This is a genomic window from Naasia lichenicola (assembly GCF_004801885.1).
Taxonomy (GTDB): Bacteria; Actinomycetota; Actinomycetes; order Actinomycetales; family Microbacteriaceae; genus Naasia; species Naasia lichenicola.
The window spans coordinates 193964-212731 of record NZ_SSSM01000002.1; the positions used below are offsets into that span (position 1 = coordinate 193964).

General features: G+C 71.2%; 9 protein-coding genes. 3 read left to right on the plus strand and 6 right to left on the minus strand.

The window, feature by feature from the left end:
• Positions 1-65: 65 nt before the first annotated feature.
• The 3 genes from gabT (at position 66) to ald (ending at position 3741) form a co-directional block, all read left to right on the plus strand.
• Complete coding sequence (gene gabT, locus E6C64_RS05140) at positions 66-1457, plus strand: 4-aminobutyrate--2-oxoglutarate transaminase (RefSeq protein ID WP_136426566.1); 1392 nt, start codon at positions 66-68, stop codon at positions 1455-1457.
• A 51-nt stretch (positions 1458-1508) separates the two neighbouring features.
• Positions 1509-2510 (plus strand): asparaginase, encoded by a 1002-nt coding sequence (locus E6C64_RS05145; protein WP_136426567.1) that lies wholly within the window; start codon positions 1509-1511, stop codon positions 2508-2510.
• Positions 2511-2622: 112 nt separating this feature from the next.
• Positions 2623-3741: an alanine dehydrogenase gene (gene ald / locus E6C64_RS05150; RefSeq protein ID WP_136426568.1), complete on the plus strand. Its 1119-nt coding sequence runs from the start codon at positions 2623-2625 to the stop codon at positions 3739-3741.
• A gap of 9 nt (positions 3742-3750) precedes the next feature.
• On the opposite strand, the gene E6C64_RS05155 is transcribed toward ald, so the two are convergent.
• The 6 genes from E6C64_RS05155 to E6C64_RS05180 form a co-directional block, all read right to left on the minus strand.
• Positions 3751-6519: an FtsK/SpoIIIE domain-containing protein gene (locus E6C64_RS05155; RefSeq protein WP_136426569.1), complete on the minus strand. Its 2769-nt coding sequence runs from the start codon at positions 6517-6519 to the stop codon at positions 3751-3753.
• A 220-nt stretch (positions 6520-6739) separates the two neighbouring features.
• A complete protein-coding gene (locus tag E6C64_RS19355; protein ID WP_233255477.1) occupies positions 6740-7168 on the minus strand; it encodes an FHA domain-containing protein in 429 nt (142 codons plus the stop codon).
• 584 nt (positions 7169-7752) lie between these two features.
• Positions 7753-10494, minus strand: a complete 2742-nt coding sequence (locus tag E6C64_RS05165) for a transglutaminase domain-containing protein (RefSeq protein WP_136426571.1) — start codon at positions 10492-10494, stop codon at positions 7753-7755.
• Positions 10495-10508: 14 nt separating this feature from the next.
• Positions 10509-11909, minus strand: a complete 1401-nt coding sequence (locus E6C64_RS05170) for a DUF58 domain-containing protein (RefSeq protein ID WP_136426572.1) — start codon at positions 11907-11909, stop codon at positions 10509-10511.
• Positions 11910-12025: 116 nt separating this feature from the next.
• Positions 12026-12997 carry an AAA family ATPase gene (locus tag E6C64_RS05175; protein ID WP_136426573.1) on the minus strand — a complete coding sequence of 324 codons (972 nt, stop codon included), beginning with the start codon at positions 12995-12997 and terminating at the stop codon, positions 12026-12028.
• An 87-nt stretch (positions 12998-13084) separates the two neighbouring features.
• The coding region (locus tag E6C64_RS05180; RefSeq protein ID WP_136426574.1) for an Ig-like domain-containing protein at positions 13085-18768 on the minus strand (5684 nt) is incomplete at its 5' end.

Here is an 18768-nt window from a genome sequence, read left to right on the forward strand (position 1 = left end):
ATGTCCGCGCCGAGCGGCCGGGGTCGCCCTCCTAGGCGCCCCCTCCGGGCGTAAACTCGGGATCCATGACCGACACGCTGCTCGAGACCTCGTCCGCCTCCTCGTCGTCCTCGCCGGAGGCCACGGACGTCACGGTTCCACTGGGCCGCAAGATCGTCACCGCCATCCCAGGCCCGAAGTCCGTCGCGCTGCACGAGCGCCGCCTCAAGGTCGTTCCCCCCGGAGTCGCCTCGGCCCTGCCCGTCTACATCGAGAAGGCGCACGACGCCATCGTGATCGACGTGGACGGCAACCAGTTCATCGACCTCGGCGCGGGCATCGGCGTCACCACGATCGGCCACACCCAGGAGCCGGTGATCGAGGCGGCGAAGGCGCAGCTCGACCGCTTCCTGCACACCCTCTTCACCATCACCCCCTACGAGTCGTACGTGCGGGTGGCCGAGCTGCTCGCCGAGCACACGCCGGGCGACTTCGCCAAGCGCAGCATGCTCGTGAACTCCGGCGCCGAGGCCGTGGAGAACGGCATCAAGATCGCCCGCAAGGCGACCGGCCGCCGTGCCATCGCCGCCTTCGAGCACGCCTACCACGGCCGCACGAACCTCACCATGGCGATGAACTACAAGGCCGCGCCGTACGCGACGGGCTTCGGCCCGTTCGCCGGCGACGTGTACCACGCCCCCAGCTCCTACCCCTACCGCGACGGCCTGTCCGGCCCCGAGGCGGCGGCCCGCGCCATCAACTACCTCGAGAAGCACATCGGCGCCACCGACCTCGCCGCCGTCATCATCGAGCCCATCCAGGGTGAGGGCGGATTCCAGGTCCCTGCCGACGGCTTCCTGCCCGCACTGCAGGAGTGGTGCACCGCGAACGGCGTCGTCATGATCGCCGACGAGATCCAGAGCGGCATCGGCCGCACCGGCTCGTACTTCGCGAGCGAGCACTTCGGCTGGGTGCCCGATATGGTGCTCTCCGCCAAGGGCATCGCGGGCGGACTGCCGCTCGCCGCCGTCACCGGCCGCGCCGAGATCATGGACACCGCGCAGCCCGGCGGGCTCGGCGGCACGTTCGGCGGCAACCCGGTCGCGACGGAGGCCGCCATCGCCGTCTTCGAGCTCATCGAGAAGAACGAGCTGTTGAAGAGCGCCGCCCGCATCGAGTCGATCCTCAAGCCGGGTCTGCTCGCGCTTAAGGACAAGTACGACATCATCGGCGACGTCCGCGGCAAGGGCGCGATGATCGCGATCGAGCTCGTCGAAGCAGGCACCGGCGACAGCACGAAGGTGCCGAACGCCGCTGCGGTCAGCGCGATCGCCGCCTACGCCGCGCAGAAGGGCGTCCTCGTGCTCACGGCCGGCACATGGGGCAATGTGCTGCGCTTCCTGCCGAGCCTCGCCATCTCCGACGAGCTGCTGCTCGACGCGCTCAGCGTGCTGGACGACGCCCTCGCGGCGCTCTAGCACCGGCGCCCCAAGAGCCGTCAGAGAACCCGGAAGAGGGCCCTCACAAGAATGAGTCCCGCGAAGGGCACCTTCGCGACGTCCGACGCCGTCGAGCTCGCCGTCGTCGAGCGCAGCGGCTTCGTCGAGTCGCGGCACATCGGCTCCGCCGTCGTGCTCTCCCCCGATGGCACGATCCGCCGCAAGGTGGGCGACGTCCGCGCGCCCATCTTCCCGAGGTCCGCGCTCAAGCCGTTCCAGGCACTCGCCGCCATCACCAGCGGTGCGGAGCTGGCCGGCCAGGAGCTCGTGCTGGCCACCGCCAGCCACACCGGCACCTCGGTGCACGCGACCATCGTGCGAGACATACTCCGCAAGGGCGACATCCCGCTGGCCGCCCTCGGCTGTCCGGCCGCCTGGCCGGAGGATCGGGCCGCGCACGACGACCTCGTGCGCGATGGACACAAGGCGCACCCGATCTTCATGACCTGCTCCGGCAAGCACGCCACGATGCTGCTGGCCTGTCGTGCGAACGGCTGGGATCTGGCCAGCTACCTCGACCCGGTCCACCCGCTGCAGGTCCGGATCCGCGAGGTGCTGCAGCGCATCTCGGGCGAGCAGATCCAGGCCACCGGGATCGACGGCTGCGGGGCGCCGGTCTACGCGCTGTCGCTGGTCGCGCTGGCCACCAGCTACCAGCGGCTGAGCACGGCGAGCGGCGAGTCCCCCTGGCCGCTGTATCGCGACGCCGCGCGTCTTGCCGCCGCGGTCCGAGAGACCCCGTGGCTGATCTCGGGACGGGGCCGTCCCGATGCCGTCGCCATCGAGGAGCTCGGCGTCTTCGCCAAGTTCGGCGCGGAGGGCGTGCTCGGGATGAGCGCTCCGGACGGCACGACCGTCGCCGTCAAGGTGCTCGACGGCGCGAACCGCGCACCGGTCGCCGTGGGCATCGCACTGCTCCTCGAAGCCGGAGCCATCACCCGCGAGGCGTCGGATCGCGCCATCTCGCGGCTGGGCCTGGAGGTCGAAGGCGGCTCCGACGTCGTGGGACGGCTGCGGGTCACCTGCGCGTGAGCCCAGCTCGGCAGACCGGAACGGCACTCCGGTAACGCGATCTTCACGAAATCCGTCATCGGCGCACGATTGCACTGCTGATTTCGACTGCCCGCGCCGATAGCCTGATGCCATGCGTATCGGTGTGCCGAAAGAGATCAAGAATAACGAGTTCCGGGTGGCCATCACCCCGCCGGGCGTGCACGACCTCGTGGCGATGGGGCATCAGGTCACGATCGAACAGGGTGCCGGACTCGGTTCGTCGATCACCGACGAGGAGTACATCGAGGCGGGCGCGACCATCGCCCCCGATGCGGCCAGCGTGTGGGCCGGCGCGGAGCTGCTCCTCAAGGTCAAAGAGCCCATCGAGTCCGAGTACGGCTACTTCCGCTCCGATCTGACCCTCTTCACCTATCTCCACCTCGCCGCGGAGCCGGAGCTGACCGCGGCGCTGCTCGCCTCGGGCATCACCGCGATCGCCTACGAGACCGTGCAGCTGCCCTCGCGCGCCCTGCCGCTGCTGGCGCCGATGAGCGAGGTCGCCGGACGTCTCGCGCCGCTGGTCGGCCAGTCGACGATGCTGCGGCCGAACGGCGGCCCCGGCCTGCTGGTGCCCGGCGTCCCGGGAACCCGGTCGGCCAAGATCACTGTGCTCGGCGGCGGCGTCGCCGGCACGAGCGCCGTCTCGGTCTCCGTCGGGCTGGGCGCCGACGTGACCGTGCTCGACACCAACGTCCAGCGCCTCCGCGAGCTCGACGCCCTGTACGCCGGCCGGATCAAGACGATCGCCTCGAACCGCTACGAGATCGAGCGATCGCTCGTGGACGCGGATCTCGTGATCGGCTCGGTCCTCGTCGCCGGGGCGAAGACGCCCAAGCTGGTGAGCAACGCTCTCGTGGCCAAGATGAAGCCCGGCAGCGTGCTGGTGGACATCTCGGTCGACCAGGGCGGCTGCTTCGAGGACTCGAGGCCGACGACGCATGCCGACCCGACGTTCCTCGTGCACGGGTCGCTGTTCTACTGCGTGGCGAACATGCCCGGTGCGGTGCCCAACACGTCGACCTACGCACTGACCAACGCGACCCTCCCGTACGTGCGCTCACTCGCTGCGCTCGGCTGGCGGGCAGCGCTCGCGGCGGATCCGTCGCTGGCGCTCGGACTCAACACCTACGGTGGATCGATCACCAACAGCGCGGTGGCCGCAGCTCACGGGCTCCCATCCACGACGGTGGAGGCGGCGCTCGCTGCCTGAGCGTTGACGTCACCCGGCGTCTGACGCCGTCGTGGGCGTCTGGGCCGTTGTGCGCGTCTGGGCCGTTGTGCGCGTCTGGGCCGTCGTCTGCACGAGCGGCAGCCGCACCCTCGTCGGCTCTCCCTCGGGATGCAGCAGCCAGGCTCGGTCGGGCAGATCGGCGAGCGGCGGAGGCGGCGTGCGACGGCGGCTGATCTGACGGAACTCGACGCTCGCGCACCGGTCGACGAGCACGGGTACCTCCTCCAGCGCGCGCCAGAGCTGCGGGGTCGACGACCAGGTCGGATGATCGACGACCAGCACCAGCGGACGATCGGTCGCTCCCGCGGCGCGCAGGCCACCCTGGCTCAGTCCGTCGATGTCGGTGACCACCAGCGCTCCCGCCTCGGTCAGCTGCATGGCGCGCATCGCGGGTCGATGCGTAATGAGGATCTGCCGGTTCGCGAGCTGATGGGTCGCCGGGTCGACGGGCTCAGACCCGGAACGCTGCGAGGGTCGTGCGATCTGGAGCGGCAGCCCGTCCCAGCTGCCGCCACCCGGGGCCGCCCTGTCGTCGAAGTCCGCAGCCGCGCCGCCCAGCATCAGGTGCTCGTCGCGGGTCGGCATCCTCAGCAGCACGCGGCGCTCCATCCGGCTGACGAGTGCGCGGACCGATGGGGCGAGCGGGGCGGACACCGAGAGCACGATGCGACATCGCCGACTGCCGAGCGACGCAATGAGGCGATCGGTCATCGCCTCCAGGTGGTCGGGGTCGAGCCGGCCGACCACGGCGTCGAAGTCGTCGACGATGAGGGTCGGTGCGTCCTCAGGGCTCGGGTCGTCCGGGCGGGTTGCCCGCTGCCGGTCCGGACCGACGCCGTCGAGTCGCTCGATCGCATCCCACAGCGCTTCGCAGGCGGAGGCGGAGCGTCCGTGGATGGCTGGTCGACGCAGCTGCTGAGCGATGCTGTCGAGAGCGGTGGATCGCCCCGAACCCGGAGCGCCGATGACCACGAGCGATCGCTCAAGGTCGGAGTTCCAGCAGGCGACCGGCTGGTCAAGCAGCTCGGGCCGGTCGGAGACCCCGAGCACGACCGCGCCGAGTGGTCGCGTCGCGCTGAGCGGCCGCTCGAGCAGCGGTTCGAGCGCAATGGAGGTGGCGAGGGGCGGCAGCCAGCCCACCCGGGGCTGCCGGGTGAGCGAGCGATCGCCCGCCCAATGCTGCGCGATGCGCGCGATCTCGGCGTCGAGTCGATCCGGAGCGACCATTGCGACCTGGGCGAGCACGGGCCGCTCCCCGTGGATGCTCACCAGGCAGCGTCCCGGCACCGATCGCGGAAGCTCGGCCGCGGCAGGGCTGCCGATAAGGGCGGTGCTGTCGTCGGCGGCGACCACCCGGAGCGAGACGCGCAGGCCGCAGTTGGCGAGCAAGGAGTCGCGCATGATTCCCGACGGGCGCTGGGTGCAGAGGATCAGATGCATGCCCAGTGAGCGGCCCCGTGCCGCGATGTCGACGAAGACGTCGTGCAGCTCGCCTCGTCCGTCGAGAAGCGCGGCGAACTCGTCGACGATGATGACGAGGCGGCCGAGCCCCGGCGCCTGGTCGATGCTGCGCGCCCGAGCGTCTCGCAGGGCCGCCTCGCGTCGGCGCAGCTCGGCTCGGAGGCTTCGCGCCGCGCGATCGATCATCCGCCCGTCCAGGTCGGTGACGAGTCCGGACACATGCGGCAGGGCGACGAGTGGGTCGAGCGCGCTGCCGCCCTTGAAGTCGAAGAGCAGCATCGCCAGCTCGTCAGGCGAGCTCCTCGCCGCCAGCGCCAGAGCCCAGGAGGTCAGCAGCTCGCTCTTGCCGCTGCCGGTCGTCCCGCCGATCACCGCATGCGGGCCGTCGGACACGAGGTCGACCCGCAAGGGCCCAACGGCGTCCACGAGGAAGGCAGGGCCGCCGGGATGCCGAGGGGACTCCGCGAGGGCGACGTCCAATTCCACGGAGCGTGGCGGATCTCCCGAAGCAGGCATCGATACCCGGTGCCGCGCGAGCTCGGCGGCGAGTTCGGCATGCGAGACCAGGCCGGGACGGATGGCAACAAGGGCGCCGGGGTTCGGGTGGCGGATCACCTCCGCACGATCTGCGGCGTCGATGCGTACGACGACCTCGCAATGACGGAGGAGATCCGCTGCGGATGGAGCCGTGCAGATCCGGGCCGCCAGGGCCTCGGGGGCTGGTTCGGCGCCCCACCACGCGAGCTGCAGGACGATCGCCCGTGCTGCGGCCTCGCGGAGGATGCGAGGGCCGACGACGCCGATGCAGCCGTCGCGGTCGCTCCTCGCGAGGACCGGTGCTCGGTCGACGAGCCCGGCGCGGGCGGCGATGGGCCGATCAGCGTCGTCCAGCGGGTCGAGCTCGATGCCGCTCGGCACATCGCCGTGGCCGAGGACGACGAGGGGAGCATCGGCCGCAGCGGGCCGCGGCCCGCCCAGCATTCCGCGCGGCCCCGGGTGGGCGGCGAGCAGGGCTCGTCGCAGCTCGTCCCGGCGATCGGCGATGTCGCGCTCCAGCCGCTCGAGCGCGGTCGCACGGCGCGCCTGCGCCACCCGGAGGTCACGTCGAGCGACCCGCCGGCCGTCGAGATACGCCCCGACGGCGAGGACCGGCCCCAGCGCAGCGAACGCGAGCAGCAGAGGCGCACGGAGGATCACGGCGAGCGCGATCGAGGCGACCATCGGCAGCAGCGCCCCGAGCAGCGGGAAGCGCGTCGGTGCCCGCTCGGCGACGGGTGGCGGCAGAGCGAGTCGCATCCGAACATCTGAGCCCTCTACCCGTGTGCTCGGGCACCGGAAACCCGCATCTGTGTACAGGTCGGTGTCCGACCTCCCTGTGAGCGACAGCCACTCATCGAGATCGGCCACGCACCTCGACCGACCGCGAAAGGCGAGTTGCCCAGTTCTGCCGCTCAACACGCGTTTCAGGCGGCAGAAGTGGGCAGCTCACCGGAAGGGTGCACCCGAGGGAAGTGGGTCAGCTGACGACGAAGAACTGCTCACCGATCTCCACGCGGCTCCCCCGCGCCACCCTGCTGCGCATGCCCGGCGCGCTGAGGCGCGGCGGCCGATCCGGCTCTCGCACAACGGTGCCGTTGGCCGAGTAGCGATCGCTGATCCAGAACACCCCGCCCTCCTGACCGAACTCGAGATGGGTCTTGGAGATGGAGCGCCCCTGGTCGTTGAGGCTGATGAGCAGGTCGTAGTTCTCCCCCGGCTGCTCCGAGGGGCGTCGACCGATCAGGCCCGTGCCTTCGACCGTGTACGTCTCGCCGGTGCTGAACTGCAGAACGAAGCGGGCGGCCGTCGGCGCCGGGCGCTGGGCGGGCAGCCGAGTCAGCTCGTCCAGCACCTGCCGGAAGGAGGGCTCGGGCGGAACGGTCGCCGGGTCAGGCGCCGGCTCCATGACGACCGGGTCGCCGATGCCACCGGCAGACGAACCGGGCTCGAGATCCAGGGACGAGGTGAATTCCTGGCGCGCTGGCTGCGACGGAGCATCGGACCCACCACCGGACACAGCACTGGGCACCGCACTCAGCTCCGGGGGCATCGAGGCAGTCATCCGAACGGGAGCGGGCGGCATAGGGGCAGGCGGGAGGACAGCCGCGCCCGGCAGAAGCGGCGGCAGGCGACCGTGCAGAGGTTCGGGCAGAGCGGGCACAGGCGGAGGAACCGCGTCGTCGAGCATCGGCGGGCGCGGCGCCACGGCTCCGGTCGTCGGCTGGGCCAATGGAGCCGGCGGGGCGAGCGGGGACGGGAGGCTGACCGGCGCTGCGAGTCCTCCCGGCTCGGGTGCAGAGGTCGACGGCAACGGCCCAGGAACCGGCGGCGCAGGCAAGTCGGAAACGGCCACGGCGGTCGGCGCGGTGCTGGCGATGCCCGGCGTCGGTCCGGTGCTCGCGGCCTCTCGGCGCCGGCCGACGGAAGCGCCGCACTCCGCGCAGAAGGCGGCCCTCGGCGACAGCTCGGCGCCGCAGACCGTGCACGCCCTCACGAGCGCTCCTCGGTGTTCCCGTCGGCACGGTCGCCTGCACGATCATCGGCATCGGCCGGTTCGCCGTAGACGCCGACTTCGTTCTCGGGCTCGTTCTCGGGCTCGATGCCGGGCTCGATCCGGTCCGTGCCAGGGATGCCGGGCGCGCCGAGCGGACGCTCTGCACTCGTCTCCTGGACCTCGTCGGACGACAGCGGAGGCATGGGAGAGGCATCCGGCGCGCCGACCCGCTCGACGGGAGCGAACGACGAACGGCCCACGGGCTCGGCAGATACCCGCAGCACTCCCCCTGCGTCCCCGCGGGAGCCGCCGGGCAACGACGGAAGGGTGGGCAGCGACGGCAGGGTGGGCAGCAGCCGTGCGAGAACCTGCTCCGGCGACTCGCGGTCCCGTCGTCGAGCCGCGAAGGACCGCAGCGAGATCGCCGCGCGCAGACGCTCCCAGCGGGTGCGCCCCTCGCTGAGCGTGCCGCGCAGCTCGCCGACGACGGACCAGATCCGATCGGCCTGCTCCATGCTGGGCGGCTCGGGCGAGAAGGTGACGCGGTCCACGTCGACCGCAAGGGCCGCAGGCACCGGTCCGCCGACCACGTCGGCGAGCTCGCGCCGCGTGGCGTGCGGAAGCGGGTCGTAGCCGTAGTCGATGGCGGTGTCGGCGAACTCGTCCCAGCCCCCCGCGACCCGGAGCACCGGCTCTTCGGCCTGCCGGCGGCGGCGTCGGCGACGCCACTTCGCCGCGATGACGCCGAGGAACGGAGCGACAAGGATGCCCAGGACGGCCGCGGTGACACCGATGATCCGCACGGCGAGCAGCAGGATGGTCAGCCAGAGCGGCTCGACCTCGGTCGGATCGCCCTGGGTGACGTCCGGCGGAGCGGGATCGTCCGTGTCGGTGCGATCCTCGACGGGCGGCTGCACGACGGACTGCGGCCGGGAGATCTGCGTAGGGTCCTCCGCCTGCTGCTCCGGGATCTCACGCACGGCGGGGTTCGGATCGATCGCCACCCATCCTTCGCCGCCCGTGTTGACCTCGATCCATGCGGACAGGTCCGACCCGGTCACGTCCACGGCGGCGGAGCCGGTTGGATCGGACCCCTCCGGTGCGATGAAGCCCATCACCACTCGGGCGGGGAAGCCGAGCGAGCGCGCCATCAGGGCGGCGGTCACCGCGTACTGCTCGGCGTCGCCCAGCATCGGCTGGGATGCGAGCAGTTCGGTGATCCGATCCGCGCTGTGCCCGGACCGGCTGAACGGCTCGTCGCCGACTCCGTGGCTCACGTAGCCGTTGGCCTTGAGCGCGGAGATCATCGCCACGAGGCTCGCTCCCGGGGTGTCCGCTCCTCCGACATACTCCGTCAGGGTATCCGCAACGCCGTCGGGCAGCTCCCCGAGCGGTGGGAGCGGAGCGGAGCCGGGGACGAGCTGCGCGAGCGCGGCGTCGTCGAGCCGGGCGGGGATGAGTGCGTCGAGGGTGTAGCTGTCGCCCGACTCGAGCTGCGCCGTGGCGGCCGCAGTGCCGCTCGACGCGTTGTAGTAGAAGGAGTCCTGCAGTTCGGGACCGCGCGAGCCGCCGAACGCGATCGTCTCGAGCGAGCCGGCGTCGGGCACCCAGACGCCGGAGTAGCCGTCGATGGTGATGGACAGGTTCGCCTGGCGTCCGCTGCCCGTCGGCTCGATCTCGTACGGGACACGGCTGAACGTCCCGGATGCGCTCGGACCCGAGGCGCCGCCGACCGAATAGACGACCCCGTCGTAGTCGTCGAGAGTGGCGATGCGGAGCAGCTCACCGGCCTCGAGACCTGAGACGGTCAGCATCGGCGCCTCGGCACGGTCGCTCTGGAAGTAGCGGCGGAACGAGGACAGGGGGCTGGCGTAGTCGTTGGGGTCGAACGGGACCTCCACCGTGCTGCGCAGCACTGCTCGATCCCGGGTCACGGGCGCGAACGTCTGCGCCACCACGGCACCGCCCACTGCGAGCGCGAGGATGACGACGGCCCCGATGACGCTTCGCAGCCCGGCGGATCGCCGATCCCCTCCGTGCTCGACCCGGGTTCCGGTCTGCTCGGCCAGATGCGCGAGGGCGGCGGCGCGGCGGCGGGCGCGGAACCAGATGAGGTACACGAGCAGGGTCGCGAGGAGCCCGAGCGCGATGGGGAGCGGCCAGGTGGCGAAGGTAGGTCCGAAGAGGATGCCGGCCAGGAAGAGGGCGATGGGAGGGATGGCGCCCAGCTCGCCGAAGCGCGCACGCAGGCCGACGCTGATCGCCGTCACCGTCACGACGAGGGTCGAGAGGAATGCGGGGATGAGAAGGGTCTGGTAGCTGCCGACCGGCAGCGAGATGGTGAGCAGCTGCTTCCAGGAGAGCGCGCTGCCCGCGACCAGGTCGCCGAGCCCCCGCACGGTGGGCAGCACGCCGAACGCGGCGGCCCCCGGCACGGCGGCGGGCACCCCGAGGAGCAGGTACGCGACGATCGTGGCCGCGCCGACGGCCCAGCCCGGCGACCGGCGGTAGGCACCCAGCACTCCGATCGCGGTGCCGGCGGCCAGAGCGATGCCGACGGCGACGAGCAGCGCGCCGCTGCGGTGGATCGGCCAGAAGCCAGCCGCGGCGATGGCCACGGCGAGATCGAGCAGCAGCGCGGCGATGAGGACGAACCGCACCGGGAGGCGGCGCCCGCGCTGCGACCGCGCCCTGGCCGCCGCATCGGCGGTGACGTCCGTGCTCATGCTCGTGCTCATCTGGTCGATGCTCACTAGGCCGCCTGCGATCGGGCCAGGGACTTCTGCAGATCCTCCAGATAGCCGATGGTCAGCACGGTGAGGTCGCTCACCCGGCGCAGGCTCGGGGTGTACCCGGGATCGCAGAGCACCGCGATCACCTCGACTCCCGAGGGGAATGCGGATGAGACCGCGCGCAGCTGCAAGGGAGTGGCCGTCGAGCCGAGCACGACGAACGCGACGGAGGTGCCCGCGACCTGCTCGGCCGCGACGCGGGCGAGGTCGACGACGCCGAGCGCGGCGGTGGCGCGATCGATCACGGCGAGCTCGTCGAGCAGCCGGGTGCGGGTGATGGTGCTCAGCGAGCGCACCGCGAAGGTCTTCCGCTTGGCGAACTCGGGCGTGCGCTCGCTGACCACGACGGAGACCGTGCGGGCGTCGCGGATGGCACGCACCCCCAGCGATCCCGCCACGCTCACGGCGAGCTCGAACTGCTCGTCGTCGGCGTAGTCGTCGCCGGCCAGGCTGAGCGCGACCATCAGGTGGCTGCGGCGGGTCTCCTCGAACTGCTTGACCATGTAGACGCCGGTCTTCGCGGTCGACTTCCAGTGGATCCAGCGGCGGTCGTCGCCGAGCTGATAGTCGCGCAGGGCGTTGAAGGCGACGTCCGACGAGGTCAGGTCCCGGGTGGCCTGGCCCTCCAGGTCGCGGACGAAGCCCGTGCTCGTGGACGGGATGGACACCGTCTGCGGATGGACGAACAGCTCGATCGAGCCCGGCCAGATGTGCTCACGGCGCACCAGTCCGATCGGATCGGCCCGCACGCTGCGGACGGGTCCGATGGTGATGAGCCCGCGACGCGTGGTGGGCACCACGAAGACGTCGTCGATCGTCGCTCCGGGGGCGATCGAGGGCAGCGGGAACTCCAGCAGACCCCGTCCGACCGGGATCTCGAGGGTCGTGCCGAGCAGCCGCCGTCGGGTCGGGTTGACGGCCGTGATGCCGCCGACCGCCCGGTCTCCCACCACGACGCGAGGATGCGCCATGGTCAGCTCGATCCCTTGGGAATGACCGCCGATGAGGAACAGCGACGCGACCACGATGATGACCGCTCCCGCCCAGGCCACGGCGGCGAGCTCCGCCCAGCCGAAGCCGTAGCCGACGAGGAAGGCGACGACGACGACGCTCAGCATCGTCCAGCCGAGCGGCGTGACGACCGCGGACACCTGCCGGGCGGCACGGAGGGCTGCCCCGCTGACCGCCCTCCAGAGTCGGACCAGGGTGATCAGCGCGTCCGCGCCGAGGCCGGTGCGGGTGCCGACCAGGCGGGTGCGCTCATTGCGCAGTCCCTCGGTCGCGGCGGGGCCGACGATGTCGGCGCGCAGCTGCGTGGTGCTCGACGGGATGCCGGCCGCCCGGGAGCGCGTGCCGGTCATCCGCAGACCGGTCCGCGTGGACGCCGAGCCAGCACCACGTTCTGCGGCTGCGCCGCGTCCGAGCCTCCGCTTGGACGCGGGCCGCCGTGGGTCGGGCAGTCGGGAGTCGGGCAGGGTCACACGGACTGCCGTTCGCTCGGCGGCGGCACCTCGATGAGCAGTTGAGCCATCACGCTCGACGCGGTCACTCCGTCGAACTCCGCCTCGGGCTCGAGCAGCAGCCGGTGCGCGAGGACAGGCTCGGTCAGGGCCTTCACGTCGTCGGGGATGACATAGTGCCGGTTGTTCGACGCGGCGAAGGTCTTGGCGGTCCTCAGCAGGGCGATGGCCGCGCGGACGCTGCCGCCGAGCCGCACCTCGCTGGCGCTGCGGGTGGCCTCGACGATGCGCGAGACGTAGTCCGCGATCGACGGGTCGACATGGACCGTCCGCGCGAGCTGGGACATGTCGACGATGACGTCGGCCGGAACGATCGCGGGAACGACGGTCTCGTGCGACCGCACGATCGACCCTTCGAGGATCCGCAGGGTCGCCGCATGGTCGGGATAGCCGATGGAGGTCTTCATGATGAAGCGGTCGAGCTGCGCCTCGGGCAGTCGGTAGGTGCCCGCCTGCTCGATGGGGTTCTGGGTGGCGATGACCATGAACGGGGCGCCGGCCATGTGCCGGATGCCGTCGACGGTGACCGATCCCTCCTCCATCACCTCGAGCAGGGCGGACTGGGTCTTCGGGCTCGCCCGGTTGATCTCGTCGGCGAGCACGATGTTCGCGAACACCGGACCCTGGTGGAACTCGAAGTCGCCGGTCCGCTGGTCGTAGATGCTGACGCCCGTGATGTCTCCGGGCAGCAGGTCGGGCGTGAACTGCACGCGGCTGGCGGAGCCCTGGACGCTCTGCGCGATGGCGCGGGCGAGCGAGGTCTTGCCCGTGCCCGGGAAGTCCTCGAGCAGGAGATGGCCCTCGGACAGCATGGCGGTGAAGGCCAGCCGGATGACGTGGTTCTTGCCCAGAAGCACCTGCTCGACGTTCGCGCAGAGACGGTTGAAGACCTCGCTGAACCAGGACGCCTGCTCCGGTGTCATCGTCATCTGCTGGGCCTCTCGGTGCTGTCAGTTCGGTGCTGTGCGGGTGCTGCTGTCCTGCGGGTTCTGTCCGAGCTCCGCGCGGCCGGGCGCTCAGCCCGTGAACGCCCCGAGTCGGACGGGCCCCGTGAAGGTCCCCGCCGCTGTCGTCACCCTCACATGGAATGAGGCGACGAGCCCCGCGTCGCAGCTGCCCGACTGCGGCATGGCCGTCCACGTCGCGTCCCCGTCGCAGCTGTACTCCACGGCAGAGTATCCGCTTCCCGCCGGAGCCGCCGTCCAACTCCACGTGCCGCCGACGATGTCGGGGCTGAACTGCAGGCCCGTGACAGCCGTGTCGACCGCCGTGAACGGCGCGGTCGGGCCGGACCACGGCGAGCAGAGGGTCTTCTCCGGCCAGCTCTCGCAGACCTGCACGGAGATCTGGGTCGGCTCCCCCGCGGTGATGCCGCTGGTGAGCAGGCTGCCGAGCGAGGTGCGGTACGCCGTCGCGTCGGCGCCGACCCGGTAGTAGTACGCGACGCTCGGTCCGCCGCCGCCCGTCGCGTAGCCGACAGAGTCGAGGCGCTCGCTGAAGGTGGTGTCGCCGCTCGAGAACGGTCCGCTGATGCCCACTGCTGTCGGCGCCGACGGGGCCTTGCGGGTGACGGCGGTGATCTCGCCGCTGGTGCTGCAGCCCTGCCCGTTGTAGGCGTAGACGACGAACGTGTAGCGCTGATTGGTCGGCACGCTGAAGGTCGCGGTCGTCGCCGTCCCCACATGCTGGAACGTGGCGCTGGCGGCCGGCACGCTCAGGTCGGTGCCGCGTCCGCCGTCGTCGGTGGCCGAGCAGACGGGCGGGGTCCCCGTGTACATGGCGGCGAAGTACTCGCCGATCCCCGCCCCGTTGCCGTCGAAGGTGCCCGCCCAGTCCACGGTCACCGTCCCGTTGCCGCCGCCGGAGTCGACGACGCTCGCGCTCGGCGTGCCGACCGCCGACGGCGAGCCCGCCGGGGTGCCGCTGCCTCCTGCGCTGTTCCAGGAGGTGAGCCCGCCGAAGGAGCCGTTGCGCGCGCTCACGCTGTACGCGACCGCGGCGCCGTTGCCGATCGACGAGTTCCGGACATCCAGGGAGTAGCTCGTGCCGACCGGATCGTCGGAGGGCACCGTCAGGGTTCCGCTGAAGCCGGCCACCGTGACCGTGTAATAGGTGATCGCCGAGCCGCCGGTCTCGTTCGGCTTGTTCCAGAACACCCGGAGTCCGTGATCGAGAGCCCGCGATGAGAGCCCGACGGGCGCGGCGGGCACGACATCCGACCAGACTCCGTCGGCCAGGCGCACCTCGGCCGACGAGCCGACGGAGTTGCGTGCCACGACGCCGATCTGGACCTCATTGCTCGATCCGTTGCCGGGCGTGCCGACGGTGCAGGTGGTCGACTGGCAGGTGGTGGTCGAGATCCTGCGTCCGTCGGTGTCGTACGTGGAGATGTCGTAGCCGAGGATCTGCGAGTTGTTGGCCGCGCCGGGATTGAAGCTCACCGTGATCGCTCGGTCGGCGAATGCGGTGGCCCGCAGGTTGGACACGGCGACAGGAGCGTCCTGGACCGAGACGGTCACGGTGCCCCACGCGGCCCGCGACTGCTCCCCCGTCGCGTCGAGCACCTCGTACTGGAGGGTGACGTCCTGCGGCTCCGCGCTGTCGGAGACGCGGATGGTGAGGCTGGCGCGATCGGTGCTCGGGGTGATCGAGATGCCGTCGGGCAGCGATGCGGAGCTGGTCCCGCGGACAGCGCCGACCACCAGGGGCTGGCCGGGGAACGGGTTGGTGGCCTGGTCGTTGGCGAGCACGTCCACGACCGTCGTCGTGCCGCGTCGCACGACCGCCGTGTCCGGCGCAGGGCTCGCCAGCGGCTTGGTGGAGGCCACCACGTCGAGCTCGATGCGGCCAGACTCGCCGTCATTGGTGTCGTCGCTGACTCCGACCACCACCGATCCGACGGTGCCCACCTCTGCGGACGGCGCCACGGCGATGGTCAGCCGCTGACCGGTCAGGGACAGGGTGAAGCCATCAGGCTGACCACCGGTCAGCAGGTAGGTCAGCTGATCGGTGTCATCCGGGTACGGATAGGTGGTGAGCTTGGTGAGATCGAGGGTGCGGGTGCTGCCCGGCTCGACCTCGAGGATGCCGCCGTCGAACGAGGGCGGCTGGTTCTCGCGGGGCTGAACCGTGATCGGCAGCACCAGGGTGGCGACCCGGCCGTTCGGATCGGCGGCCGACGAGCCGTCGGTCACCTCGAAGGAGATCGAGGCGGGGCCGAAGTAGTCGCTCGCGCTGCGGAAGCGCAGCGTCGACCCGTCGACCACCAGCGACGAGCCGTCGGAGTGGGTCGCGCGGACGGTGCTCGAGTCGGTGAGCAGCACCGCGCCGTCGCCGACCGCGACGACGTAGTCCTCGAGCGGGATGGTGAGCGCCTCGCCGCTCACGACGGTCAGCCGCGGCGCGGACTTGCGCAGCTGCGGCAGGGCGTCGTTGAAGCCGGGGACCCGGATGAAGCCCGTGGCGTTCACCGACGCATCATCCGGGTGACTCACGGTGAACGGGATGATCTGAGCGGTGTCCTCGATGGTCACGCGGATCCGCTTGCCGGCAGTGACCTGCGCGCTGTCCGAGTAGCCGGGGACCAGGTCGAGGTCGAGCAGGTTCGACGACCCTTCGGCGAAGAAGACGCCGTCGAGCACGTTCACATCCACGGTCTGCCGGCCGAGGATGTCGCTCAGTCCGAGCACGGTGTCGCTGACGATGGGCCGGGCGAGCGGCGCGTCGGACGCCACGGTCACCGTGATGAAGTTGGAGCTGACGCCGCCCGTCGCGTTCTCGATCGTGTAGACGAAGCCGTATCGCCCCGGAGTGCTGGGCGCCGTGACGACCACGACATCGCCGTCGATGACACCGCTCGCCCCGTCGGTGGTGGCCTCGAGGTCGATGATCGAGAGCGCAGCGCCGTCCGGATCGGAGTCGTTGGCGAGCACCTGGACGGCGACGGCGCGGCCCGGCTGCACGGTGACCTCGTCGGGCACCGCGATCGGATTGCGCACCCCATCGGCTCGCGCGCTGATGCCGACGCGGACGGTGCCGTTCGCCTGGGCGCCGAGCGCGTCGATCACCCGGTAGGTGAAGGTGTCGGTGCCGGCCGAGTACTCGCCCGCCTCGTACTCCAGCCAGTCGTCGCCGATCTCGGTGACGGCGCCCTTCTCCGGGTTGGACTGCTGGCCGAGCAGCTGCACGGAGTCGCCGTCGGGGTCGATGCCCGACAGGTCGATCGGGATCCGCACCGTCTGACCGGCGAGCACCCGAGCGGTGATGGTGGGAGGAACGGGCGGATTGTTGGAGGCCACGTCGGCCTCGCGCACGGCGATCGAGACCTGCGCGGTCGCCCACTGCCCGTCGGGTCCGTTGACCCGGTACACCGCGGTGTAGTTGCCCGGCTCGTCGGGCGCGAGGTAGCGGAGGCGGTTCTGCGAGGCGAAGAGCAGGCCCGCGCCGGCCGGGAGGGCCTCGATGAGATCGGGGGCGAGGCTCAGCTCCTCGCCGTCGGGCTGCTCGTCGTTGGCGAGGACGGGGATGTCGACCGTGTCGCCCACTCGCACCGAGATCTGGTCGGGCACCGCGATCGGCGGCTGGGTCCGATCGGGCTGGGGGATCTCGACGACGGTCACCGTGCCGCGGGCCTCGGCGAGGCCGTTGGACAGGGTGTAGCCGAAATCGACCGACCCGTTGTCGAGAGGACGGGTGAGGGTGATCCGCAGCAGTCGCTGCTCGAGGATCTCGATCCGCACCCCGGTGTCGCCGGAGATGTCGTCGACGTCGGTGACGAGCAGCACGCCGCCGGCCGGATCGACGTCGGTGGCCAGCACGTCGACGTCGGCCGTGCTCTGCTCGCGCACGAATGCGGTGTGCTGCACGGCGATCGGGGTGCCGTTGGCATCCGGCGGCGCGGACACCTCGACGCGCAGAGCGCCGGTGGCCGTCACCGTGCCGTCGGTCACCGTGTAGTCGAGGTAGTGCGTGCCGACGGACGAGCTGCGAACGCGGAACGTGCCGCCGTCGTAGTCGGGCTCGATGGTGACGTCGACCTTGTCGGGGACGTTGGTGAGGCGGATCGTGCCGCTGCCGCCCCGCACATGCACCAGTGGGCTGACCTCGACCTCCTGGCCGGCGTAGGCCTGGACGATGAACGGCTCGGCGATGATCGGGACCTGGCCCGGCTCCTTGACCGTGACGGCGAGCGATCCCGCGCCGTCGAGCCGTCCGTCTGAGACGACGAGCGGGACGTCCTTGGTGTCGGCGGACGCGCCCGCGTCGACCACGACGACGTCGCCACCCGGCTTGTAGGTCACGGTGTCAGGCGCTCCGATGGACGCGCTGGTCAGGAAGAACGCATCCCCGTCGGGGTCGTACCAGTCGCCGAGGACGGAGGTCGTCACCCGTCCGCCGGCGGCCACCGTGGCGAGACTGCGCCGCGACTGCACGGGAGCGGAGTTCTCCTCGTCGCCGCGGACCGTCACCGTGACCGTCGCGTCGGCCGAGCCTCCCCGGCCGTCGGTGACGGTGTAGCCGAAGCTCAGCTGGCCCTGCGCGCCGGCGGCCAGGTTGATCAGCACCTGCTGGCCGTCGCTGACCAAGTCGAGCGTGCCCTGGTCCTCGGGGATGCCCGTGAGCTCGCTGATCGCGAGGACGTCCCCGTTCGCGTCGTAGTCGTTGAGCAGCACCGGGAGCACGCTGCTGCGGCCGGGACGGGCGCCGAAGTCGTCGTTCACGGCGACGGGCGGCTCCTGGGTCTTCTCGTAGACCGGCGGGGTGTCGTCCGAGTTCTCGGCGACGACCTCGCTGTCCGTGGCCCGGGTCAGCAGCTGATCCCAGTTGTCGATGAGCGCGCCAGTGCTCTGCACGGTCCAGGTCGCGCCGCTGCGGGTGTCGTTGAGCACGACCTGGTCGCCGTTCGCGGCGAAGGTGAGCACCGCGTTGCTGGGCATGCCCTCCACGGTGGTCAGCCGGCCGCCCTCGCCGGTCGGATCGGATCCGCCGAGGCAGCGGGTCCACACGCTGCCGTCGGTCCACCCCGCGTAGGCGCAGCCGGCGCGGACGAGGGGCTGCGCGGCGATGGCGGCCGTGCCGGTGGAGACGGCGGCCGGCACGACGACGCTTGCCGTGCCCCCGCCGATCGGCACGGAGACCAGGCCGGCGGAGGACCCGATGTAGAGGTGCCCCGCGCCCTCGCGACCCGCCTCCGTCCGGGTGACCGGCGCCTGGAGGACGGGTGCGTCGTTCGAGCCGATGACCCCCGTGAGGTCCACGGTCGAGTCGGCGAGGTGCAGGATGCGCGTGGTCTCGTCGAGCAGCGCCCACTCCCCGGCCACCGAGGTCAGCGAATAGCTGTCGTCGGTGGGCAACGAGAGCTCCACCGTCTGGGTGACGACGTCGCCGGTGGCGGCATCCACCCTGAAGAGCTCCCCCGTGCCCGGGTTGAAGGCGAAGAAGGTGCCATCCGACTCCATCGAGGAGACGGAGTCTGCCCCGAGGTTGAGATCGGGGGCGGTCTGCGCGTCGAAGCCGTCGAGCGAGCTGACCGGCAGGATCCAGACGTCGCCGGTGCCGCGCGCGTGGATCACCGCGCGGCCGTCCTCCACCTGGGCGCCGGTCGTGTAGATCGCGGTGTCCTCGGGCGGCACGGGAACCGTGCGATCCACCGTCGACGTCGCGGTGTCGATGATGTCGACGGTGCTGTTGCTGCTGTCGA